Source organism: bacterium, assembly GCA_035528375.1.
Lineage (GTDB): Bacteria > RBG-13-66-14 > RBG-13-66-14 > RBG-13-66-14 > RBG-13-66-14 > RBG-13-66-14.
The window spans coordinates 25,498-42,649 of sequence record DATKYS010000079.1 but is presented as its reverse complement, the minus strand read 5'-3'; the positions used below and the strand labels follow the sequence as shown (position 1 = coordinate 42,649).

Genomic DNA, 17,152 nt, shown 5'->3' with positions numbered 1-17,152 from the left:
AATGTAAAAGGTGTATGGCGGCCCTTCCACGGGCCGCCGAAAAGGGCGGGTCATTCAAGAGGTTGATATAAACTCGACAGGCGTGTCCTTCCTCTTTGCCACATTCCTCCTGTTCTTTTGTGGCAGGGTCATAAACCTTGTGATGCCGTTTGTTAAAGCCTTCTTCCGATTGGCGTGGTCCGGTTAGGAAATGTGATTCCTTAAATAAAAGGTCCGGCTTTTCGGGACTACTTTTCAGGTGTTTTCGGGGTGTCCAACCCCTATTGAAAACCAGATCGTCGCTCTACGGCCGTCTGAGGCGATCGTTTTATCTCTGTTGACGTTTCTCGTCCCGCTTCATCGTTTCCAGGAGGAAATTCTTCACCTGTAACGGGGTGTCCGAGCGTGAAATCGCCGACACTATTGCCACGTAAGCCGGCCCCGCGTCCAGAACCTCTCTGAGGTTGACCGGCGTTATCCCCCCGATGGCGCAGACCGGCGCATCGGTCGTCTGCACCGTCTGACGGAGTATTCTGATGCCAACCGGCCTCTGGTCCGGTTTTATCGGTGTGGCGAAACAGGGTCCCAGGGCGACGTAGCTCGCCCCGGCCTGCACCGCGGAGCCGGCTTGTGTCGGGTTGCGTACCGTCCTGCCGACGAGCATCCCGTGACCGACCAGCCTTCGAACCCGCCCCACGGGCAGGTCGCGTTGGCCCAGGTGCACCCCGGCGGCGCCGACCAGCAGGGCGACGTCGGGTCGGTCATTGACGATGAATGGCACGCCGGCCTTCCGGCACCGCTCGACGAACTCCTCCGCCAGACGTAAGAAAGCCGCGTCGTCCTGGTCCTTGACCCGGAGCTGGAACGCGCCCGTCCCTTCGAGCATCGCGGCGTCGTAAAGGGCGAGCATCCCTTCCGGATCGAGCTCGGCGTCGCTTATCAGGTAAAGTTTGGCCAATTATGCCCCCGGGGTCAGTCGTATAAGACCCAGCTCAGGGTGAGGGAAAAGCCGATGGGCTCGGTCAGCCGACCGGCCGTGGAGTAGCTCTTCGCCGCCCCGATAAGGTTGTTCAGGCGGAAGGAAACGTCGAAATCAATCACACGCGCACGGAGGAAGAGGTCCAGGGTGAGCTGTTCAAGGGTATCATCGGTTTCCGGTTCTACGGAGGGTTCCCCGGGGTAGCCCAGATCGGGTCGTCGGTTGAAATAGGTGAGCACGGCCTCGCCCGTGACGACGAGGTCGTTCTGAAAAAAATCGTCCACGTATCCCAGGGTACCCCGAACCATGAAGTATGGCTCCGTTACCTGTTCCGGCCCCTTTTCCCAGACGAGGGAGCCGTCTGCGCGCAGGTTTATGGGAAAGTCCCAGACGAAGGCCAAAGGCTCGCTCCTCGTCCGTGTCCCGTGTATGTACGGCTCGGAGAAGGGGCCCAGGGCCAGCTCGACTTCGCCTCCGTAGGCCGCGGTGATTCCCGGCTGGTTACAAACCGTGTCGCCGGGCAGGATGGCATCGGTAATCTCGCGGTAGAAAGCTGTCAGCTCGCATGTGAGTGGGGCCAGGCGGTTAAGCCTTACCCCGCTTTCTAACTCCCAGCCCCGTTCGGGTTCCAGCTCGCCGGCCCGGTCCAGCTCGTCCTCCGTGGGCGTCCGGAAGCCGTCGGCGAAGTTCAAGAAGAGCGAATCGGTCCCCCGGTTGTGGGGCAGGCCCTGGAGGATGCCGCAACGGAAGGTGGGCGTCCAACCGTAGAGGGCGTAGTAGTCCAGTCGCGCACCTCCCGCGAGCTGCGTCGTCCCGCCGAAGAGTCCCTGCTCCAGGTCCACCGCGGCCCCGGCGTCGTAGAGGCCCACGCGGTCGAGCCCCTCCGCCTCTTCCCAGAAACCGTCCAGGACCAGCCCGAGGCGGCCGCCCTCCCAGGGCAGCGCGTCCAGCCGGGTGACGGCGTCCACCGTCTTCTCCGTGTAGTACGACGCTTCCAATTCGCGCAGGTCCTGGCGCTGGAAACGGTAGTCCCAGCCCAGGGGGTATCGGGATCGCTCCGTCTCCGCGTAGCGGAGGTCCAGGCGCCAGTCGCCCCAAGCGCCGAGGGGCGCCCGGGCGTAAGCTCCGTAGTGGTAGAGGTTGAAGTCGTCCCGCCACATGGGTACATTCAGCGACCAGCGGTCCCCGGCTCGGGAGTAGAATGTGTTCGCGTAGAGGCCGATCTGTGCGCCGTTCACGTATTCACCAGGCTCGGGGCGGTCCAAATCGAAGCGTACCTCGACGTCCAGCGAGCCCCCGTCGCGCTCGAGTTCGTCCATCCCGCCGATGTGGCTCCACTTGTAGCCCCCGACCTTGTACTGCACGATCCAGGCGGTATTGGAGAAGCTGCCCCAGTACCGCTGGTTGCTGAAGGAACCGCTGCCGCCGGCGACCTCGGCCAGGGCCAGGGTCAGCCTCTGGGGATTGCGTGTTACGATGTTGATCACCCCGCCCAGACCGGCGGAGTACAACCCACCCCCGGGTCCCCGAAGAATTTCCACCCGCCGGACAACGTCGAGCGGTACGGTGGACAGGGCCTCGAACCAGGTCAGGCCGTGGTCGAGCGGCATCCCGTCCATGAGAATCTGAACCCGTTGGGTCGGCGAGCAGCGTATGCCCACCCCGGCGTACTGGCCCATGCGGTAGCGCCAGTCTGGGTACATACCGGCCAGTCCCACGACGGCGTCGGCCAGGGTGGTATAGGCCAGTTCTCGCAGGCGGGCGCCGGTGACGACGGTGACGGCGAAGGGGGTGGACTCGGCTCGCCGCTCGGCGCCGGTGGCGACGAGGAGCGAATCGGAATCCGAATCCAGGTAGGCCTCTCGGGAAGCGGTTTCGAGGAGACGTTCTCGTTCCATCTCCTCGGCGGTGGGCTCACGGGTGGGTGATTCGGGAATGGACCCGGTGTCCTGGGAGACTGCCGAGGCGGTCAGCACGAGAAGCCAGACCAGGGCTAACCGGAAGGAGGGTCTGTCAAAAGGAGCCACCGAAGGGGTCCTTGTCGTCGTCCTTCTCCGGGTTGTCTTCCTCGGTTGTCGGGCTGTCCATGCCGAGCGGCTTGGAATCCGACTCCTCCTCGATGTCTGGGAAATCGTCGTTTTCCTCCGGGAGGGGTCCGGATTCGTCCGGGGGTGTTTTTCCACCTTCCTCGAAATCCAGGAGCGGGAAGGTGTCCTCGGACATCTCGCCAAGTTCCTCTTCACCGGCATACAGCGGCTCTTCGACCTCCACGGGGAACGCGATGCCCGGCGGGACGGGTCTCTCCATTTCGTCGGAAGGATTCGCTTCGACTTCGACCGGCTCCCCGTGGGCCTCAGCGCTCTGTGCCAGAATTTCGTCCAGTTCGGCGATGATGGCCTCGATACGCCGGCGGGCGAGCTCCTGCTTTGCCTCGGCGGCCTCCAGGCGGGTGCGGAGCTCGGCTATTACGCCGACTTCCTCCTCCTTTTCCCCCAACTCCTCCTGCAGGCGCAGGTTGGTCTCGACCAGGGAGTCGTTATCCTCCTTGAGCCGAGTATTCTGCGACTCGAGCTCTTCTATCCGCTCCAGTGCCTGTTTGACCTTGTTTTCGAGTTTCGTCAGGAGCTCTTCCACGAACACCTCCACTGGAGTCGGAGCGTGGATATTTTCCCCATCTTAAACGAAAGCCGGGGCGCCGCGCAAGGGCGGGAACCGGGACTGTCGCTTTTTTTAATTCTCCGTGCTGAATCGAGGGGTCGTTTACGGGCTTCGGCGGCCATAACGACCCCGCCAACGGTTGCCGCTAAGACCGTAGCTCCGCGCTGAAGCGCTCCCGGAGTGTTTTTACGATTCTCTCGTGCGCCGCGTCAATCTCCTCGTCGGTCAGCGTGCGGTCCGGGGCGCGGTAGATGAGGGAGTAGGCCAGGGAGCGTTTACCGGCGCCCACCTGCCTGCCCACGTAGACGTCGAAGAGGCGGACGTCCTCCAAAAGCCCGCCGCCCGCGGAGCGAATGACCTCCACTATATCGGCGTGCCGGACGCCCTCGTCAAAGACGAGCGCCAGATCCCGGGTTCCGGGTGGGTAGAGGGGTAGCGGCTCGATTTTCACGTCCCCCGCGCGGCGCAGCAGCGGTTCGAGGTCCAGTTCCAGGCCCCAGGCGGCCCGTTCCTCCAGGTCATAGGCGGCGAGCAGTTTTTCACCGAAACGCAGGAGTCGGCCCACGGTCGTCCCATCCAGACCGACCGCCAGTTCGAGGGGAGTCCCCTCCGTCGCCTCTCGCGGGACGAGCTCCGTGGGGCCGATTTTCACGGCATCCAGGAGAGCCGTGCACACGCCCTTCAGGTCGTAGAAGTCGAGGTTTCGCGCCCGGGTGAGCCAGCCGTCGGCGGGCCGCTCACCGACCAGAAGAACGCAGAGACGCTTCACTTCGACGGGGGCTTTCCCGGAAACGGTGAAGGCGGTGGCTATTTCGTAGAAGCGCAAATCCTCGGCGCCGCGGGAGGCGTTGTGCCGGGCCGCGTTCAACAGGCCGATGAAGCCCGAGGGGCGCAGGTAGGGGTGCCCCTTGTCCAGGGGGTTCTTCACGGCCACGAGGTCCTTCTCGGAAAATCCGAGCCCCTCCGCCTCTTCCAGTGATACGAAGTCGGTGGTAAGGACCTCCTGGCAGCCGGCGGCGGCCAGGGCCGTGTGCATCGGCATCAGCGGGTCGGGCCGGTTCAGGTGGGCCGCGGTCAGGCGCGGAAGCTCCACCGGCACGTTGTCGTAGCCCGCCACCTGGGCCAGTTCCTCTATCAGGTCCACCTCCCGGGAGAGGTCGGGCCGGTGGCTCGGGATGGTCCAGGTCGCGCCGGACTCATCCTCGGTGACCGGGGCGCAGCCCAGGGCGGTGAGAATCCGCCTCCCCTCCTCCGGTGTGACGTCGAAGCCGAGGAGTTTGCCCACGCGGCCCCAGCGCAGCAGGACCTCCGGCGGTTTGTACGGAACGGGGTGGCAGTCGTGGAGCAATCCGTCCACCGTCCCCCCGGCGATTTCAGCTATCAATTCGGCGGCGAAGCGGGCGGCGACGGGCGCCAGATTCGGGTCGGCCCCCCGCCCGAAGAGGTGGGACGATGACGATTCCAGCCCCAGCTCCCGGCTCGTGGCGCGGACGCTCGACGGCTCGAACCACGCGCTCTCGATTAAAATGTCCGTCGTCTCCGCGACGACGCCCGATTCCAGGCCGCCCATCACACCGGCCACGGCCACCGGGCGCTCGGCGTCGGCGATGACCATCATCTCCGGCGTGAGGCGACATTCGTCGCCGTCCAGGGAGACGATAACCTCCCCATGGCTTGCGCGGCGGACGATGATCCGCCCCCCGGCGAGCTTCGTCAAATCGAAGGTGTGCAACGGCTGGCCCAGACCGTGCAGGACGTAGTTCGTCACATCCACGATGTTGGAGATGGGCCGGTGGCCGATGGAGATGAGCCGGCGGGTCAGCCAGTCGGGGCTGGGGCCGACCTTCACCCCGCGAACGACGAGTCCCACGTACCGGCGGCACAGCTCGGGGCATTCGATGCGGACCAGCGAACCGTCGTCTACGACCGCGGGTTTTATTTCCGGTTCGGGGAAGAGAAATCTGCCGCCTATAACGGCCGCGAGCTGCCGCGCCAGGCCCAGGTGGCTCAGGGTGTCCGGCCGGTTCGGCGTCGTTTCCAGGTCAATAATCGCGGTCGCCGGGACGTCGAAGAGGTCCACTAAAGGCTGACCGACCTTACCTTTTTCCAAAACGAGAAGGCCGGTGTGGTCGGCGGAAAGACCCAGTTCGAGGCCGCTGGCCAGCATCCCGGCGCTCGTCACGCCGAAGAGCTCCCGCTCGGTCACGGTCCCGAAGGGGAGGACGGTATCCGGCGGGACGTAGGCCGTCAGTTTGCCGACGCAGGCTTTCGTGTTCGGCGCACCGGCAATTACGGTCGCCGTCCCCTCCCCGTAATCAACGTCGCAGCGGTAGAGCTTGTCCGACCCGGCCAGCGGTTCGGCGGAGACCAGGCGGGCGACGACCACTTTACCCAGGTGGGCGTAGGGGTCGTAGACCGCCTCGGCCACGGCGCAGGACTCGGTCAGCGCCCGGGCGATTTTCTCGGGCGGCGCGTCCAGCTCGACGTAGTCGGTGAGCCACTCGGTGTTCAGCTTCACGGGAAAACCTTTAAAACTGCCGCAGGAAGCGCAGGTCGTTCTCGTAGAACAGCCGGATGTCGCTGACGCCGTAGCGCACCATGGCTATTCTCTCGGGGCCGATGCCGAAGGCGAAGCCGGTGTAAATTTCCGGGTCTATCCCCAGGGGCGCGATCACCGCGGGGTCCACCATCCCCGCCCCGCCCAGCTCGATCCAGCCCGTGCCGGAGCAGGTCTTGCAGCCGTTGCCGGCGCACGCGGGGCAGGTGGCCTCTATCTCCGCCGAGGGCTCGGTGAAGGGGAAGAAGTGAGGCCGGAAGCGCACCTGCGCCCCGGGGCCGAACAGGCTTTTTGCGAACTCCAGCAGGATTCCCTTCAGGTGCGCGAAGGAAACGCCCTCGTCCACCCACAGACCCTCTATCTGGTGGAAGACGGGGTGGTGGCGGGCGTCGGCGGTGTCGTTGCGGTAGCAGCGCCCCGGAGCGATGATGCGCACGGGCGGCCTCGTTCTCTCCAGCGTTCGCACCTGGACCGGGCTGGTCTCGGTCCGTAGCAGCAGCGGGAAGTCGCGCAGGAAGAGGGTGTCCTTCTCGTCGCGCGCCGGGTGGTCCGGCGGGGTGTTCAAGGCGTCGAAGTTGTAATGCTCCGTCTCGATGAGCGGTCCCTCGGCCACGCTGAACCCCAGGTCGCAGAAGATGAAGACAAGTTCCTCGATGACCTGGTTCACGGGGTGTCGCCGGTAAACCTCCACCTTCCGCCCGGGGAGGGTGTAGTCGAGAAGGGGCTCCCGTTTCTCCCCGGCGGCGAGCTCGGCGGTGCGGGCGGTCAGGGCCTGCTGGATGGCGGTCTTCACCTCGTTGGCCCGGGCCCCGGCCCGGGGCCTCTCCTCGGGGCTGAGATTGCCCAGGCGGCGCAGGAGCTCGGTGAGCTTACCCTTGCGGCCGAGGAACTCGACGCGCAGGTCCTCGATGCTCTTGGGGTCCGAAGCGGCCGCAATCCGCCGCTTCGCGTCCACCTCGATGTATTCCAGATTCTTCAGCACATACACGTCCGGTTGAAAAAACGGGCCCACGGCAACCGCGGGCCCGGGCCGTGCTTTTCAGGCCACAGCCGGGCGTCCACCGACGATATCTTAACCCTTGGCTACCTTGACCAGATGCTCCAGCGCCTTCGGATCGGTGGCGGCCAGGTCTGCCAAGATTTTCCGGTCGAGGTGGACGTCCGCCTTGGCCAGACCGTTGATAAATCGCGAGTAACTCATGCCGTGCTCCCGGACGCCGGCGTTGATGCGGGCTATCCACAGGCGGCGGAAATGCCCCTTCTTCTTCCGGCGGTCACGGTAGGCGTACTGCAGCGCCCTCCGGACGGCGTCCTGTGCGGTGGTAATCAGCCGGCTCCGGCCGTGCTGATAGCCCTTGGCCTGCGCCAGGACCTTCTTCCGACGGCGGCGGGAGGCGACGTTGTTTTTCACTCGGGGCATACCGGCACCTCTATATACCGAGCATCCGTTTGATCCGCTTGACGTCCCCCCGGGTGGTCACCAGGGTGCTCTGGCTCAGACGCCGTTTGCGGTTGGCGGATTTCTTGGTCAGGATGTGGTTGAAGAGCGCCTTGTGGCGTTTGAGCTTGCCCGTGGCCGTGGGCTTGAAACGCTTGGCCGCGCCCTTTATCGTTTTCATCTTCGGCAACGTTGAAACCTCGCAGATTAGGACTTGGCATGATGAGTGGCTGAACGGGTACGACTCTCGGAGTTGAAACCTCGTCGGTTAGGTCTTGGCCGCTTCTTTGAACATTTCTCCGGGGAGCAGGACCATCGTCATATTGCGACCCTCGAACCGGGCCGGTTGCTCGACCACCACCCGCTCGCCGAAATATTCCGCTATCCGGGCGAGAATCCTCTCCCCTATCTCGGGGTGCGTCCGCTCACGACCGCGGAAGAGGATGGTGACCTTCACCTTGTTGAGCTTCGCCAGGAATTCCTCGATGTGGCGGAGCTTGAAGGTGAAGTCGTGCTCGCCGGTCTTGGGCCTCAGCTTTATCTCTTTGACCGAAAAGTTCCGCTGTTTCTTCCGTGCCGCGTGTTCCCGCTTCGACTGCTGGTAGAGGTACTTCCCATAGTTCATTATCCGGCAGACAGGCGGTCGGCCGTTGGGGGCCACCTCCACCAAGTCCAGCCCCTTGCTCCGGGCCAGGTCGAGGGCGTCCAGGGTGCGCATTACGCCGACCTGTGTGCCCTCCTCATCCACCACCCGCACTTCGCGGACGCGTATCCGCTCATTGACGCGAGATTGGTCTTTAGCTATGGAACACCTCCGGCAACCTCAAGCGGAGCCGCGCTTTTATAGCATGAATACACGCGGCAAGTCAAATGAAATAAACCGGCCGCCCGACCGGGGTCGAGCCCGATCCCCTCGGGTAAAAATGCACAGTGCGGCCGTGCGTCCGCTCCGGACGCCGGTCGGTCACCACCGACCGGCCAGCAGACGCCCGTCGTTTTCCTTCACCAGCTCGTCTACCGCCTCGGAAAGGCTCATGTTGAACGCCTTTTTGCCGTGCGGCCGCAGGTTTATGTCCCCGGCCTCCGCCTCGGCCTTCCCGACGACGACGATGTACTTGACCTTGGCCGTCTCCGCCACGGCGATCTTCGCCCCGAGCTTCGAATCCTTCGCGTCCACGCGGACGCGCAACCCCTTTTCCCTGAACTCGTTCGCCACTTTTTCCGCGTATTCGAGAAACTCCTCCGCCACCGGCAGCACGCGCTTCAACCCTCCCATCCCTCCCTTCTAGGGAGGGCAAGCCGGCCTTCGGCCGAAATTTCGAGGATTACGCAGTAACAGCCCATCCTCCGCTTCGGTAGGCGTCAATTTCACGCTGGAGGAACTCGATGGCGACCTCCACGCTAGAGCGCGTGTTTTTTCCGTCGTGTCTCCGCAATGAAACGCCTTTTTCCTGTTTTTCCACACGACCACAGATAGCCATGTAGTTTACCCTGGCTTCAGTTGCTTTAGCTATCTTAATGCTCAGCTTTTGGTTGCTGTCATCTATCTTCGCCCTAAACCCCGCTCTGGTGAATTTGTCCAACACCTCGTGGGCGTAGTCGTTTACGTCCGAGGTAATCGGCAATACTCGAACTTGTTCCGGGGCGAGCCAGAGCGGGAAATTCCCCGCGAAGTGCTCGATGAGCACGCCGATGAACCGCTCGAAGCTCCCCAGGACCGCCCGGTGCACCATGACCACCCGGTGCCGGGCGCCGTCCTCCCCCACGTAGTCCAGATCGAACCGCTCGGGGAAGTTGAAGTCCACCTGGCAGGTCGTCGTCTGCCACTTGCGGCCCAGGGCGTCGGTGACGTTGATGTCTATCTTCGGGCCGTAGAAGGCGCCGCCGCCCGAATCCACGACGTAGGGCACCCCGAGCCGTGCCAGGGCGTGCTCCAGGGCGACCGTGGCCTGGTCCCAAATTTCCGCGGACCCCATGGCGTCCGGCGGCCTCGTCGCCAGGGCGTAGCTCATCGGCAGGCCGAAGACGCCCATGAAGTCCTGGGCGAAACGGATGACCCCGACGATTTCGTCCTCGAGCTGCTCCGGCGTGCAGAAGATGTGGGCGTCGTCAATGGTGAAGCCCCGCACGCGCATCAGGCCGTGCAGCACGCCCGACATCTCGTTGCGGTACACGTGACCGAACTCGTAATAGCGGACGGGCAGCTCCCGGTAGGAGTGCAGGCCGTGGGAGTAGATGAGCACGTGCCCCGGGCAGTTCATCGGCTTGACGGCGTATTCCGCCTCGCCGCTTCCCAGTCGGGCGAAGAACATGTTGTCCTTGTAGTGGTCGTAGTGACCCGACATTTTCCAAAGTTCGGTACGGAAGACGTGGGGCGTGTGGACCAGATCGTAGCCGCGCTCGCGGTGCATCTCGTGCGCCAGCTTTTCTATCTCGTAGTGCAGCGTCGCCCCGGCGGGGTGGTAGAGGATCAACCCCGGGCCGTAGTTTTCGGCGATGGAGAATAGTTCCATCTCGGCGCCCAGCTTGCGGTGGTCGCGCCGCTTGGCTTCCTCGATGCCCTCCAGGAACTCGTCGAGCTGCTTCTTTTTCGGAAAGGCCGCGCCGTAGATGCGCGAGAGCATGGGTCTCCGCTCGTCGCCGCGCCAGTACGCGCCGGCCACCGACAGGAGCTTGACCACGCCGAGCCGCCCCGTGGAGGGCAGGTGCGGCCCCTTGCACAGGTCCACGAAGTCACCGTCTGAATAGAAGGTCACCTCTGCCTCGGGGGGCAGTTCGTCTATGAGCTCGACTTTCAGCAACTCGCCCCGGCGCTCCATCTCGGCCCGCGCCTCTTCCCGGGAGACGACCCGACGCACGAGGGGCAGGTCGGCCTTGATGATCTCCCGCATCTTGTCCTCGATGGCGGCCAGGTCGTCATCGGTGAAAGGCTTTTCCACCAGAAAATCGTAGTAGAAGCCGTTTTCGATGGCGGGGCCGATGCCGAAGCGGGCCTCCGGGTAGAGCGCCTGCACCGCCGTGGCCAGGACGTGCGCCGCCGTGTGCCGGTAAAATTCCCGGCCCTCGGGGTCGTCAAAGGTCACCAGCCGGAAGTCGTGCTCCCCGGCGGGGAGCGGACGGTTCAGGTCCCAGAGTAAATCACCAATGAGAGAGCCCACCGCCGCGCGGGCAAGGCCCGGGCTAATCTCCAGGGCGATGTCCAGTGGACGGACGCCCTCGGGGTAGCCCTTGACCGAGCCGTCGGGAAAACGGAGGCGGACTGCGTTTTTGTCAGAAGGCACGTCAACTCCTTAAGCCTTAAAAAAACCGCGACGAGAGGAAGTTTCGCGGCGGGCCGGTTCAATCGGAAGCTTGTTTCACAGTCGAGATACCCTCAGGCCCCAACCAAACTAACCTCCCAGCCGGCCCACCTAGCCGAAGAAGCCCGGCACGGTGGTTACGAGGACACCCAGGAAGAAGACGATCAGGCCCAACACGGCAACGGGCGGGCCGACGACGCGCACCCAGCGACGCTCGGTAACTTGAGCGCGCCAGAAACCGCCGACCAGCAGGGCCAGGCCAAGAACCGCCACTCCCAGGAATCCCCAGGCCACCTCGAACCTCCTGCGGACGCCTTCCGCAAGCAAGTGTGGTAGAATATAGGCGATTTTGGCGCATCTGTCAAGGTTTTGGGAGTTTTCAGTGCGGCTCGCCGTCCCCATCGCGCTTTTTTTCGCTTCCGGCGCCGCCGCGGGGCCGACGGTCGTGATTGACGCCGCGATCGAGGGCGATTCGATAAACGGCACGCTGACGATGGCCCTCGAAGAGGCGGTCGGGGACGAACTTTTGCTCTACCTTCCCGCCGACCGCGACCGCGACCCGTCCTTCACCGGCCCGGTGGAGGAAATGGGCCTTTTTTCCGACAATAACCGCGGCGCCTATTCCTTCGACGGGTGGATGGATGTCACGCGGCTCTCCATCAATGGAGAGGAAGCGGACGATTTCCGCGTCGAGGGCGTCCGGCTGACCGTCGGCCCCGTGCCGGATGGCCCGCTGGAAGTCTCCCTCGACTTTACCACGCACGTCCCCACCTTCCGCCACCTCTGGGGCGCGGCGGATAATCTCGTCGTCCTCTCCGGCTGGCACCCCCAGCCCTGGCCCGTGGACGGGGACGGTAAATACCTGGACGCGCGGGAGCTGCCCTGGGGCGTCTTCCCCGCCCGGGCGGCGGACTACGCGGTCAGCCTTGCCGTCGGTCCGGGGTGGGTTCTGCTCGGTCCGGCCGTCATTGACGAGGACGGCGTTTATTCGATAGAGAGGAAGGGCTGCCGAGGGGCGGACATCGTTCTCGTCAAAGGGGGCGCGGTCATCGAGGAGGTCTGGGGCGGCCTGGCCGTGGAGCTGGCGGATACGGCTGAGGACGAGAGCGGGGAGGCGCACCTCCACTTCGCCCGTGAGGTTTTCGACCGTTTTTCCGACTGGTTCGGTCCCCCCGAGGGGGGACTCGTCGTCGTCGCGGCCGACGTACCCCTATCCGGCGACGAGTTCTACGACGGCCTGGTCCTTCTTGGCGACGTACCGAGCTACCCACTCGTGCGCCTCCCCGAGCTGGCCTACGCCCGGCAGATGGCCGGACGGTGGTTCCGGACCGGTCGGGAGGTGGACGGCTACGACGACCCCTTCCTGGTGGACGGCCTGGCCCACTGGGCGGCCCGCGAGGCGTTGACGAGCGTCTTCGGCGAGGGGCGGGACCTGTTGCCCGCGGCGGTGCTCGGCGTCGAGCAGGAGTGGCTGTCGCGCACGTTTATCGAGGATTTGAAGCAATCGGGGCGCGACCGTTCTCCATCAGCCGCGGCGGACGCCTTCGACCAGCCGGAGACCTACGACGCCGCCGTCCGGCAGAAGACCGCGCAGGCACTCATCCGCTGGTCCCGACGCTGGGACACCGGAGTCCTGCGCGAGGCGGTCGCGGCTTACCTCGAAAAAGCCGAAACGGGGCGGGCGACACAGGACCTCCTTCTGGAATCCCTCGCCGAAGTCGCCGGTCACGCCCCGGCCGTGGAGCTGGCGGGGAAGCTCGGCCTCGAAGCGCCGACCGGCTCATTTGAAACCACCCTCACCCCGCGGGAGATCGAGGAGCCGGCCTTCGAATTTCGCATCCTGCCCGACGCCCTGGATCCCGAGGCCTGGACCCTCTTCCTCGTGCCCTTCCCCTGGCCCGATTACGACGACACCTGGCGGCTGGGGGCCGCGCTCTGGGGTCGCGAGGGGGTCCACCTCCTGCCCATGGAAATCTGGGGGGACGACGACCTGCTCCTCTCCGCCACCTGCAACCTCGAGCATGGTGACTGGAACCTCTTGGCCCAGTTCACCACGCGCCTGGACGACTGGTACCCGGGATTGCGCCTCGGAACGGCGGGTTACTCCCGCAAGGACGAGCAGGGCGGCTCGCTGCAGTTCACCATACCGATTCGGCCGCGCCTGTCCCACGTTCCCGAGCTCGAGTTCATCCTGGGGGTGAATTACTGCCGCCTGCGTAGCTGGGACCACGGCGACCGGGCCTTGCGTTTAAAGGGCGAGGACGGGCGACAGCTCTCCGTCTACGCCTCTTTCAATCTGAACGACCGCGGCGCCCTGGGCGGGCCGCAGCTTCACCTCGGCGTCGAGTACGCCCTGGACCCCCTGCCCCGCCTGAACCCCGAACATCCTCCCTTCGATTACGGCCGCTTTTATCTCCGGGCGCAGGAGGACCTGCGCATGGCCCCCTGTCTGTGGACGGCCTTCCGGGGCGCGTTCGGGCACATCGAGGGTCGCGCGCCGGACCAGCGCCGGTTCGAGCTCACCGAGGACGACGTCTCCTTCGAGTACGACCTCATCCGGCTGCCCCATACGGGCGAAATTCGGGGCTACAACGACCTGGACCTCTTCACGGACGACATGGCCGTCGTGGGCGCCGAGCTCTACACGCCGGTCATCCTCGGGATAGAATTCGGCGTTTTCTTCGACCGCGGGGCCGTGGCCGACGGACTGCGGACACTCTTCGATGAACAGACGCTCTGGCGGTCGTCCTTCGGTCCGATGCTCCGTTTCCGCGTGGGCGACGCAATCTACGTGGAGTTCAACTTCCCGCTCTGGGTGAGCGCGCCCTATACAGACGAGGCCGAGCCGGGCGGTCCGCCCTGGGCCTTTCGTTGGGACTTCGACGCCCGCATCGGGTTTTAGAAAATGCTCCGACGCGCAGCACTTATCTTATTGGCCGCGAGCGCCCTCGTCCGGGCGGCGGAGGACGACGAGATAGTACGGGTCGCCTTCCGGGGGAACGCCTACCTCTCCCAGGAGACCCTCGGAATGGTTTTCGGCGTGCGCGAGGAGCAGTACGTCTCGGAGCGCCGGGTGGAACGCGGACGGCAGAGCCTGCTGGACCTGTACCGCGAAAACGGTTTCACCGGAATCCACATCGAAACCCAAATCGTCCGCCGGTACGGCCTGCGCGGCGGAACCGTGGTCTACGTTGACATAGACGAGGGGCCGCCCACGTTGGTTGAGTCGGTGGACGTCCTCCACGCCGGGCTGGTGGACGAGGCGGAAATCTCGGCCGCGATTGGGTTCGAGCCGGGCGACGTGTGGACCCTGACCTACTCCGACGCCGTCCGCCTGAACCTGATACGCCTCTTCGCCGAGCACGGCTACCTCTACGCGAACATCGAGGTCGAGCAGGAGCGGGGGGAGCGCCGGGCCCGGTTGACGGTGACCGTGGACGAAGGGCCCCGTGTGAGGGTGGTCGGGGTGGACATCGAGGGCTACGAGCCGATCATCGAGCGGGTCATCCGGCGCGAGATAGTCATCCGCGAGGGGGAATACTTCAAGGCCTCGGAAGTCTTCGCCAGCCAGCGTAACATCTATTCGACCGGCATTTTTACCAACGTCGGCTACGCCATCGTCGGCGAGAGCGAACGGTCACCAGAGGTCCGCATCCTCTTCGAATTGGAGCCCGACAAGACTAACTGGGTCGGTTTCGAGCTCGGGTACACCTACTCGGAGAGCACGGGGTCCGGGCTGCGCTTCAAGGTGTCCTGGGGCGACGACAACCTCTGGGGCAACCTCCAGCACCTGGAGGTGGGGGCCGACTTCGTTTACGCCTTCAAGACCAGTAAATTCGAGGAGGAGCTGTACCAGGCCGTCTACCGCGAGCCGTGGCTCATGTCGGTGCGGGGGCTTTCGGGGAGGATGCGGGTGTACTTCGGGCGCGAGCAGAGGACCGGCTTCAGCGCGGACTCCTTCGGCGGCGACCTGTCCCTGGAGCAGCGTTTCTACGACTGGCTCACCGGCGCCCTGGGGCTGCGCTTCGAACGGGTCAACCTCTGGGAGTACGACATCCCGGACCTGCCCCAGGAGGAGGGCTACTCGAACACCAGCGCCCTCTTCGCCCGCGTCGGGATAGACACCCGCGACAACCCCTTCAACCCCCGCTCCGGCGTGTACCTCCTCCCCTACGGCGAGTACGCCGGCGGCCCCCTGGGCGGCGACAACGACTTCTACAAGCTCACCGCGGACCTGTCCGGCCACATCCCCCTCGGCGACCATGTCAGCCTCGCCCTGCGCGGCTACATCGGCCTGGCCGCCCTCCACCACGACACGCGGACGCTGCCCGTTTACGAGCGGTTCTACGCCGGTGGCGCCTACTCCGTCCGTGGGTTCCCCGAACGCAGCCTGGGCCCCCGCAACGCCCGGGGCGTGAGCCTGGGCGGCGTCGCCTCACTGGTGGGCAACGCGGAGCTGCGGGTGGACATCCCGGACAGCGCTTTCTCCCTCGGCTTCTTCGCGGACACGGGAATGGTGTGGTGGAAAATTTCCGATATGGACCCGGCCGACCTCGCCGTGGGGGTCGGCGCCGGGGTGCGCTACGTCACCCCCATCGGCCCCGTCCGGCTGGACGTGGGCTTCGTCGTGGCTCCGGGGAATAACAGCATCATCTCGCCTCTCGCGCCGCAGGATTATAAGGACACCTCCGACAACTGGGAGCTCCACCTGGCCATCGGGCACATTTTCTAAAGTATGCGGCGTCGCGTACCCGCGGCAGCCCGGTGCGCGGGTGGGTGTGGACACCAGCCCCCTGCGGTTGAACGCAACGAATCACGCCTCGGTTCAAATGAATTTCCGAAACACTCCGGACGACGATGACCAACGATGACAAAAACCTTCTTCGCCTCAGCGGGGTCATTGCCGGGTACTCGGCCTCGCAACCCGTTCTTTGCGGGGTGAACCTCTCGGTGGGCGCGGGCGAATTCGCGGCGCTGGTCGGCCCCAACGGCTCCGGCAAGTCCACCCTTCTGGCGGTCGCCACCGGTTATTTACCGGCGCAGGCCGGGGAAGTGACCCTGGCCGGCCGCCGCTTGAATTCCCTGAGCGCGGTCGAGAGGGCGAGGACCGTGGCCTGGCTGCCCCAGGAACTCCCGAATGCGCCGGGGTACACGGTCCGTCAGGTGGTCCTTCTGGGGCGGTACGGTAACCTCACGGGCTTCGGGACTTACTCTCCCGGTGATGAGTCCGCCGCCGACGACGCGCTGCGCCGCTGCGACATCGGGCGGTTGGCCGAGCGGTCGGCCGGCGAGCTCTCGGGCGGGGAGCGTCAGAGGGTCTTTCTGGCCCAGGCCCTGGCCCAGGGCGCCCGGCTCATGCTCCTCGACGAGCCGACTAACCACCTGGACCCATCGTCGCTGGCCTATCTCTTAAAACTCTTGAAGGAGCTCACCGCCGAGGGCCGGGGGATCCTCATGGTGACCCACGACCTGAACCTGGCTGCCCGGTACGCCGACCGGATGGCGATTCTCTCCGGCGGGGGGATCATCGCCGAGGGGAGGCCGGAAGAGGTGGTCCGGCCAAAACTCCTGCGCGAGGTGTACGGCGCGGAGCTGACCGTCGTCCGGCACCCCGTGGATGGGAAACCGCAGATACTACTGTGAACGAACACCGAAAACCGCCGACAGACGCAGAGGTGGACGATGAGCCGGGCCTTCTTCGTGGCGCTTTGCGGCGCACTGATTCTAGCCCTGGGGTTCTCGGGCGCCCTGGCCGGGGTTGACACGACCAACTGGTATTGGGACGCCGCGCTGGGGCTCTACATCTCCTGGGACGATGCCCACCGGGTCTTCTTCATCTACGACCCGAACGCGGACGCGGTCTGGGCCTACGAGCCGAACATGGGGATTTACTACATCTACGACCAGGCCGCCGACCGGCTCTGCGAGGTCGGGTACGTGGACGTGAGCGGGGTGGTGGTCGAGACGGGCGGTTCCGACGATTTCGGTGGAGGGGAGTCGGACCCCAATTCCTACGAGGCGACGCTGGAGATGATGCGGCTGGATTCGGGAGAAATACGGCGCGCCATCGCCGAGATGAACGGCTCGGCTGGCGACAAGCCATACGGCGACGCGGGCGGGTTCGACTACTAGTTTACATGCGCGACGAGGGGCCCGCGGGCCCCTTTTTGTAATTCGCCACCGATGGTAGAATAGCGGCTCCGACGCAACTCATAGCAGAAGCGGCTGTGCCGCCTGGGAGA

15 protein-coding genes are annotated in these 17,152 nt (G+C 64.9%); 4 read left to right on the top strand and 11 right to left on the bottom strand.

Annotated elements, in window-relative coordinates:
• Positions 1 to 307 precede the first annotated feature (307 nt).
• From thiE to VM054_06400, 11 genes are all read right to left on the bottom strand, one after another.
• Positions 308 to 937 (bottom strand): thiamine phosphate synthase, encoded by a 630-nt coding sequence (thiE, locus tag VM054_06450; protein ID HUT98699.1) that lies wholly within the window; start codon positions 935 to 937, stop codon positions 308 to 310.
• A 14-nt stretch (positions 938 to 951) separates the two neighbouring features.
• Positions 952 to 2,985: a TonB-dependent receptor plug domain-containing protein gene (locus VM054_06445; protein ID HUT98698.1), complete on the bottom strand. Its 2,034-nt coding sequence runs from the start codon at positions 2,983 to 2,985 to the stop codon at positions 952 to 954.
• Positions 2,972 to 3,592 carry a cell division protein ZapB gene (locus VM054_06440; GenBank protein ID HUT98697.1) on the bottom strand — a complete coding sequence of 207 codons (621 nt, stop codon included), beginning with the start codon at positions 3,590 to 3,592 and terminating at the stop codon, positions 2,972 to 2,974. The genes VM054_06445 and VM054_06440 overlap by 14 nt, the downstream gene beginning before the upstream one ends.
• Before the next feature lie 169 nt (positions 3,593 to 3,761).
• On the bottom strand, positions 3,762 to 6,134 hold the full coding sequence (gene pheT, locus VM054_06435; GenBank protein HUT98696.1) for a phenylalanine--tRNA ligase subunit beta: 2,373 nt from the start codon (positions 6,132 to 6,134) through the stop codon (positions 3,762 to 3,764).
• Positions 6,135 to 6,144: 10 nt separating this feature from the next.
• Complete coding sequence (gene pheS, locus VM054_06430) at positions 6,145 to 7,155, bottom strand: phenylalanine--tRNA ligase subunit alpha (protein HUT98695.1); 1,011 nt, start codon at positions 7,153 to 7,155, stop codon at positions 6,145 to 6,147.
• A gap of 90 nt (positions 7,156 to 7,245) precedes the next feature.
• Complete coding sequence (rplT, locus tag VM054_06425; protein ID HUT98694.1) at positions 7,246 to 7,593, bottom strand: 50S ribosomal protein L20; 348 nt, start codon at positions 7,591 to 7,593, stop codon at positions 7,246 to 7,248.
• 10 nt (positions 7,594 to 7,603) lie between these two features.
• Positions 7,604 to 7,801, bottom strand: a complete 198-nt coding sequence (rpmI, locus tag VM054_06420; protein ID HUT98693.1) for a 50S ribosomal protein L35 — start codon at positions 7,799 to 7,801, stop codon at positions 7,604 to 7,606.
• A 78-nt stretch (positions 7,802 to 7,879) separates the two neighbouring features.
• Positions 7,880 to 8,416 carry a translation initiation factor IF-3 gene (gene infC / locus VM054_06415; GenBank protein HUT98692.1) on the bottom strand — a complete coding sequence of 179 codons (537 nt, stop codon included), beginning with the start codon at positions 8,414 to 8,416 and terminating at the stop codon, positions 7,880 to 7,882.
• A gap of 159 nt (positions 8,417 to 8,575) precedes the next feature.
• Entirely contained in the window at positions 8,576 to 8,869 is a 294-nt protein-coding gene (locus VM054_06410; protein ID HUT98691.1) for a His/Gly/Thr/Pro-type tRNA ligase C-terminal domain-containing protein, read from the bottom strand.
• Between the two features lie 67 nt (positions 8,870 to 8,936).
• Positions 8,937 to 10,892, bottom strand: a complete 1,956-nt coding sequence (thrS, locus tag VM054_06405) for a threonine--tRNA ligase (protein ID HUT98690.1) — start codon at positions 10,890 to 10,892, stop codon at positions 8,937 to 8,939.
• Between the two features lie 129 nt (positions 10,893 to 11,021).
• Positions 11,022 to 11,183 (bottom strand): hypothetical protein, encoded by a 162-nt coding sequence (locus tag VM054_06400; GenBank protein ID HUT98689.1) that lies wholly within the window; start codon positions 11,181 to 11,183, stop codon positions 11,022 to 11,024.
• A 109-nt stretch (positions 11,184 to 11,292) separates the two neighbouring features.
• On the opposite strand from VM054_06400, the gene VM054_06395 reads away from it, so the two are divergent.
• The 4 genes from VM054_06395 (at position 11,293) to VM054_06380 (ending at position 17,042) form a co-directional block, all read left to right on the top strand.
• A complete protein-coding gene (locus tag VM054_06395) occupies positions 11,293 to 13,812 on the top strand; it encodes a hypothetical protein (GenBank protein HUT98688.1) in 2,520 nt (839 codons plus the stop codon).
• Positions 13,813 to 13,815: 3 nt separating this feature from the next.
• Positions 13,816 to 15,642, top strand: a complete 1,827-nt coding sequence (locus tag VM054_06390) for a BamA/TamA family outer membrane protein (GenBank protein ID HUT98687.1) — start codon at positions 13,816 to 13,818, stop codon at positions 15,640 to 15,642.
• A gap of 125 nt (positions 15,643 to 15,767) precedes the next feature.
• Entirely contained in the window at positions 15,768 to 16,553 is a 786-nt protein-coding gene (locus VM054_06385; protein HUT98686.1) for an ABC transporter ATP-binding protein, read from the top strand.
• Positions 16,554 to 16,592: 39 nt separating this feature from the next.
• Complete coding sequence (locus VM054_06380) at positions 16,593 to 17,042, top strand: hypothetical protein (protein ID HUT98685.1); 450 nt, start codon at positions 16,593 to 16,595, stop codon at positions 17,040 to 17,042.
• The last annotated feature ends 110 nt before the right edge of the window (positions 17,043 to 17,152 follow it).

What these genes read in the sequence shown, in the direction of transcription:
- VM054_06380 (HUT98685.1), top strand. Translation starts at nt 16,593, where the DNA reads ATGAGCCGGGCCTTCTTCGTGGCGCTTTGCGGCGCACTGATTCTAGCC.
- rplT (HUT98694.1), bottom strand. Translation starts at nt 7,593, where the DNA reads ATGCCCCGAGTGAAAAACAACGTCGCCTCCCGCCGCCGTCGGAAGAAG.
- VM054_06385 (HUT98686.1), top strand. Translation starts at nt 15,768, where the DNA reads ATGACCAACGATGACAAAAACCTTCTTCGCCTCAGCGGGGTCATTGCC.
- VM054_06390 (HUT98687.1), top strand. Translation starts at nt 13,816, where the DNA reads ATGCTCCGACGCGCAGCACTTATCTTATTGGCCGCGAGCGCCCTCGTC.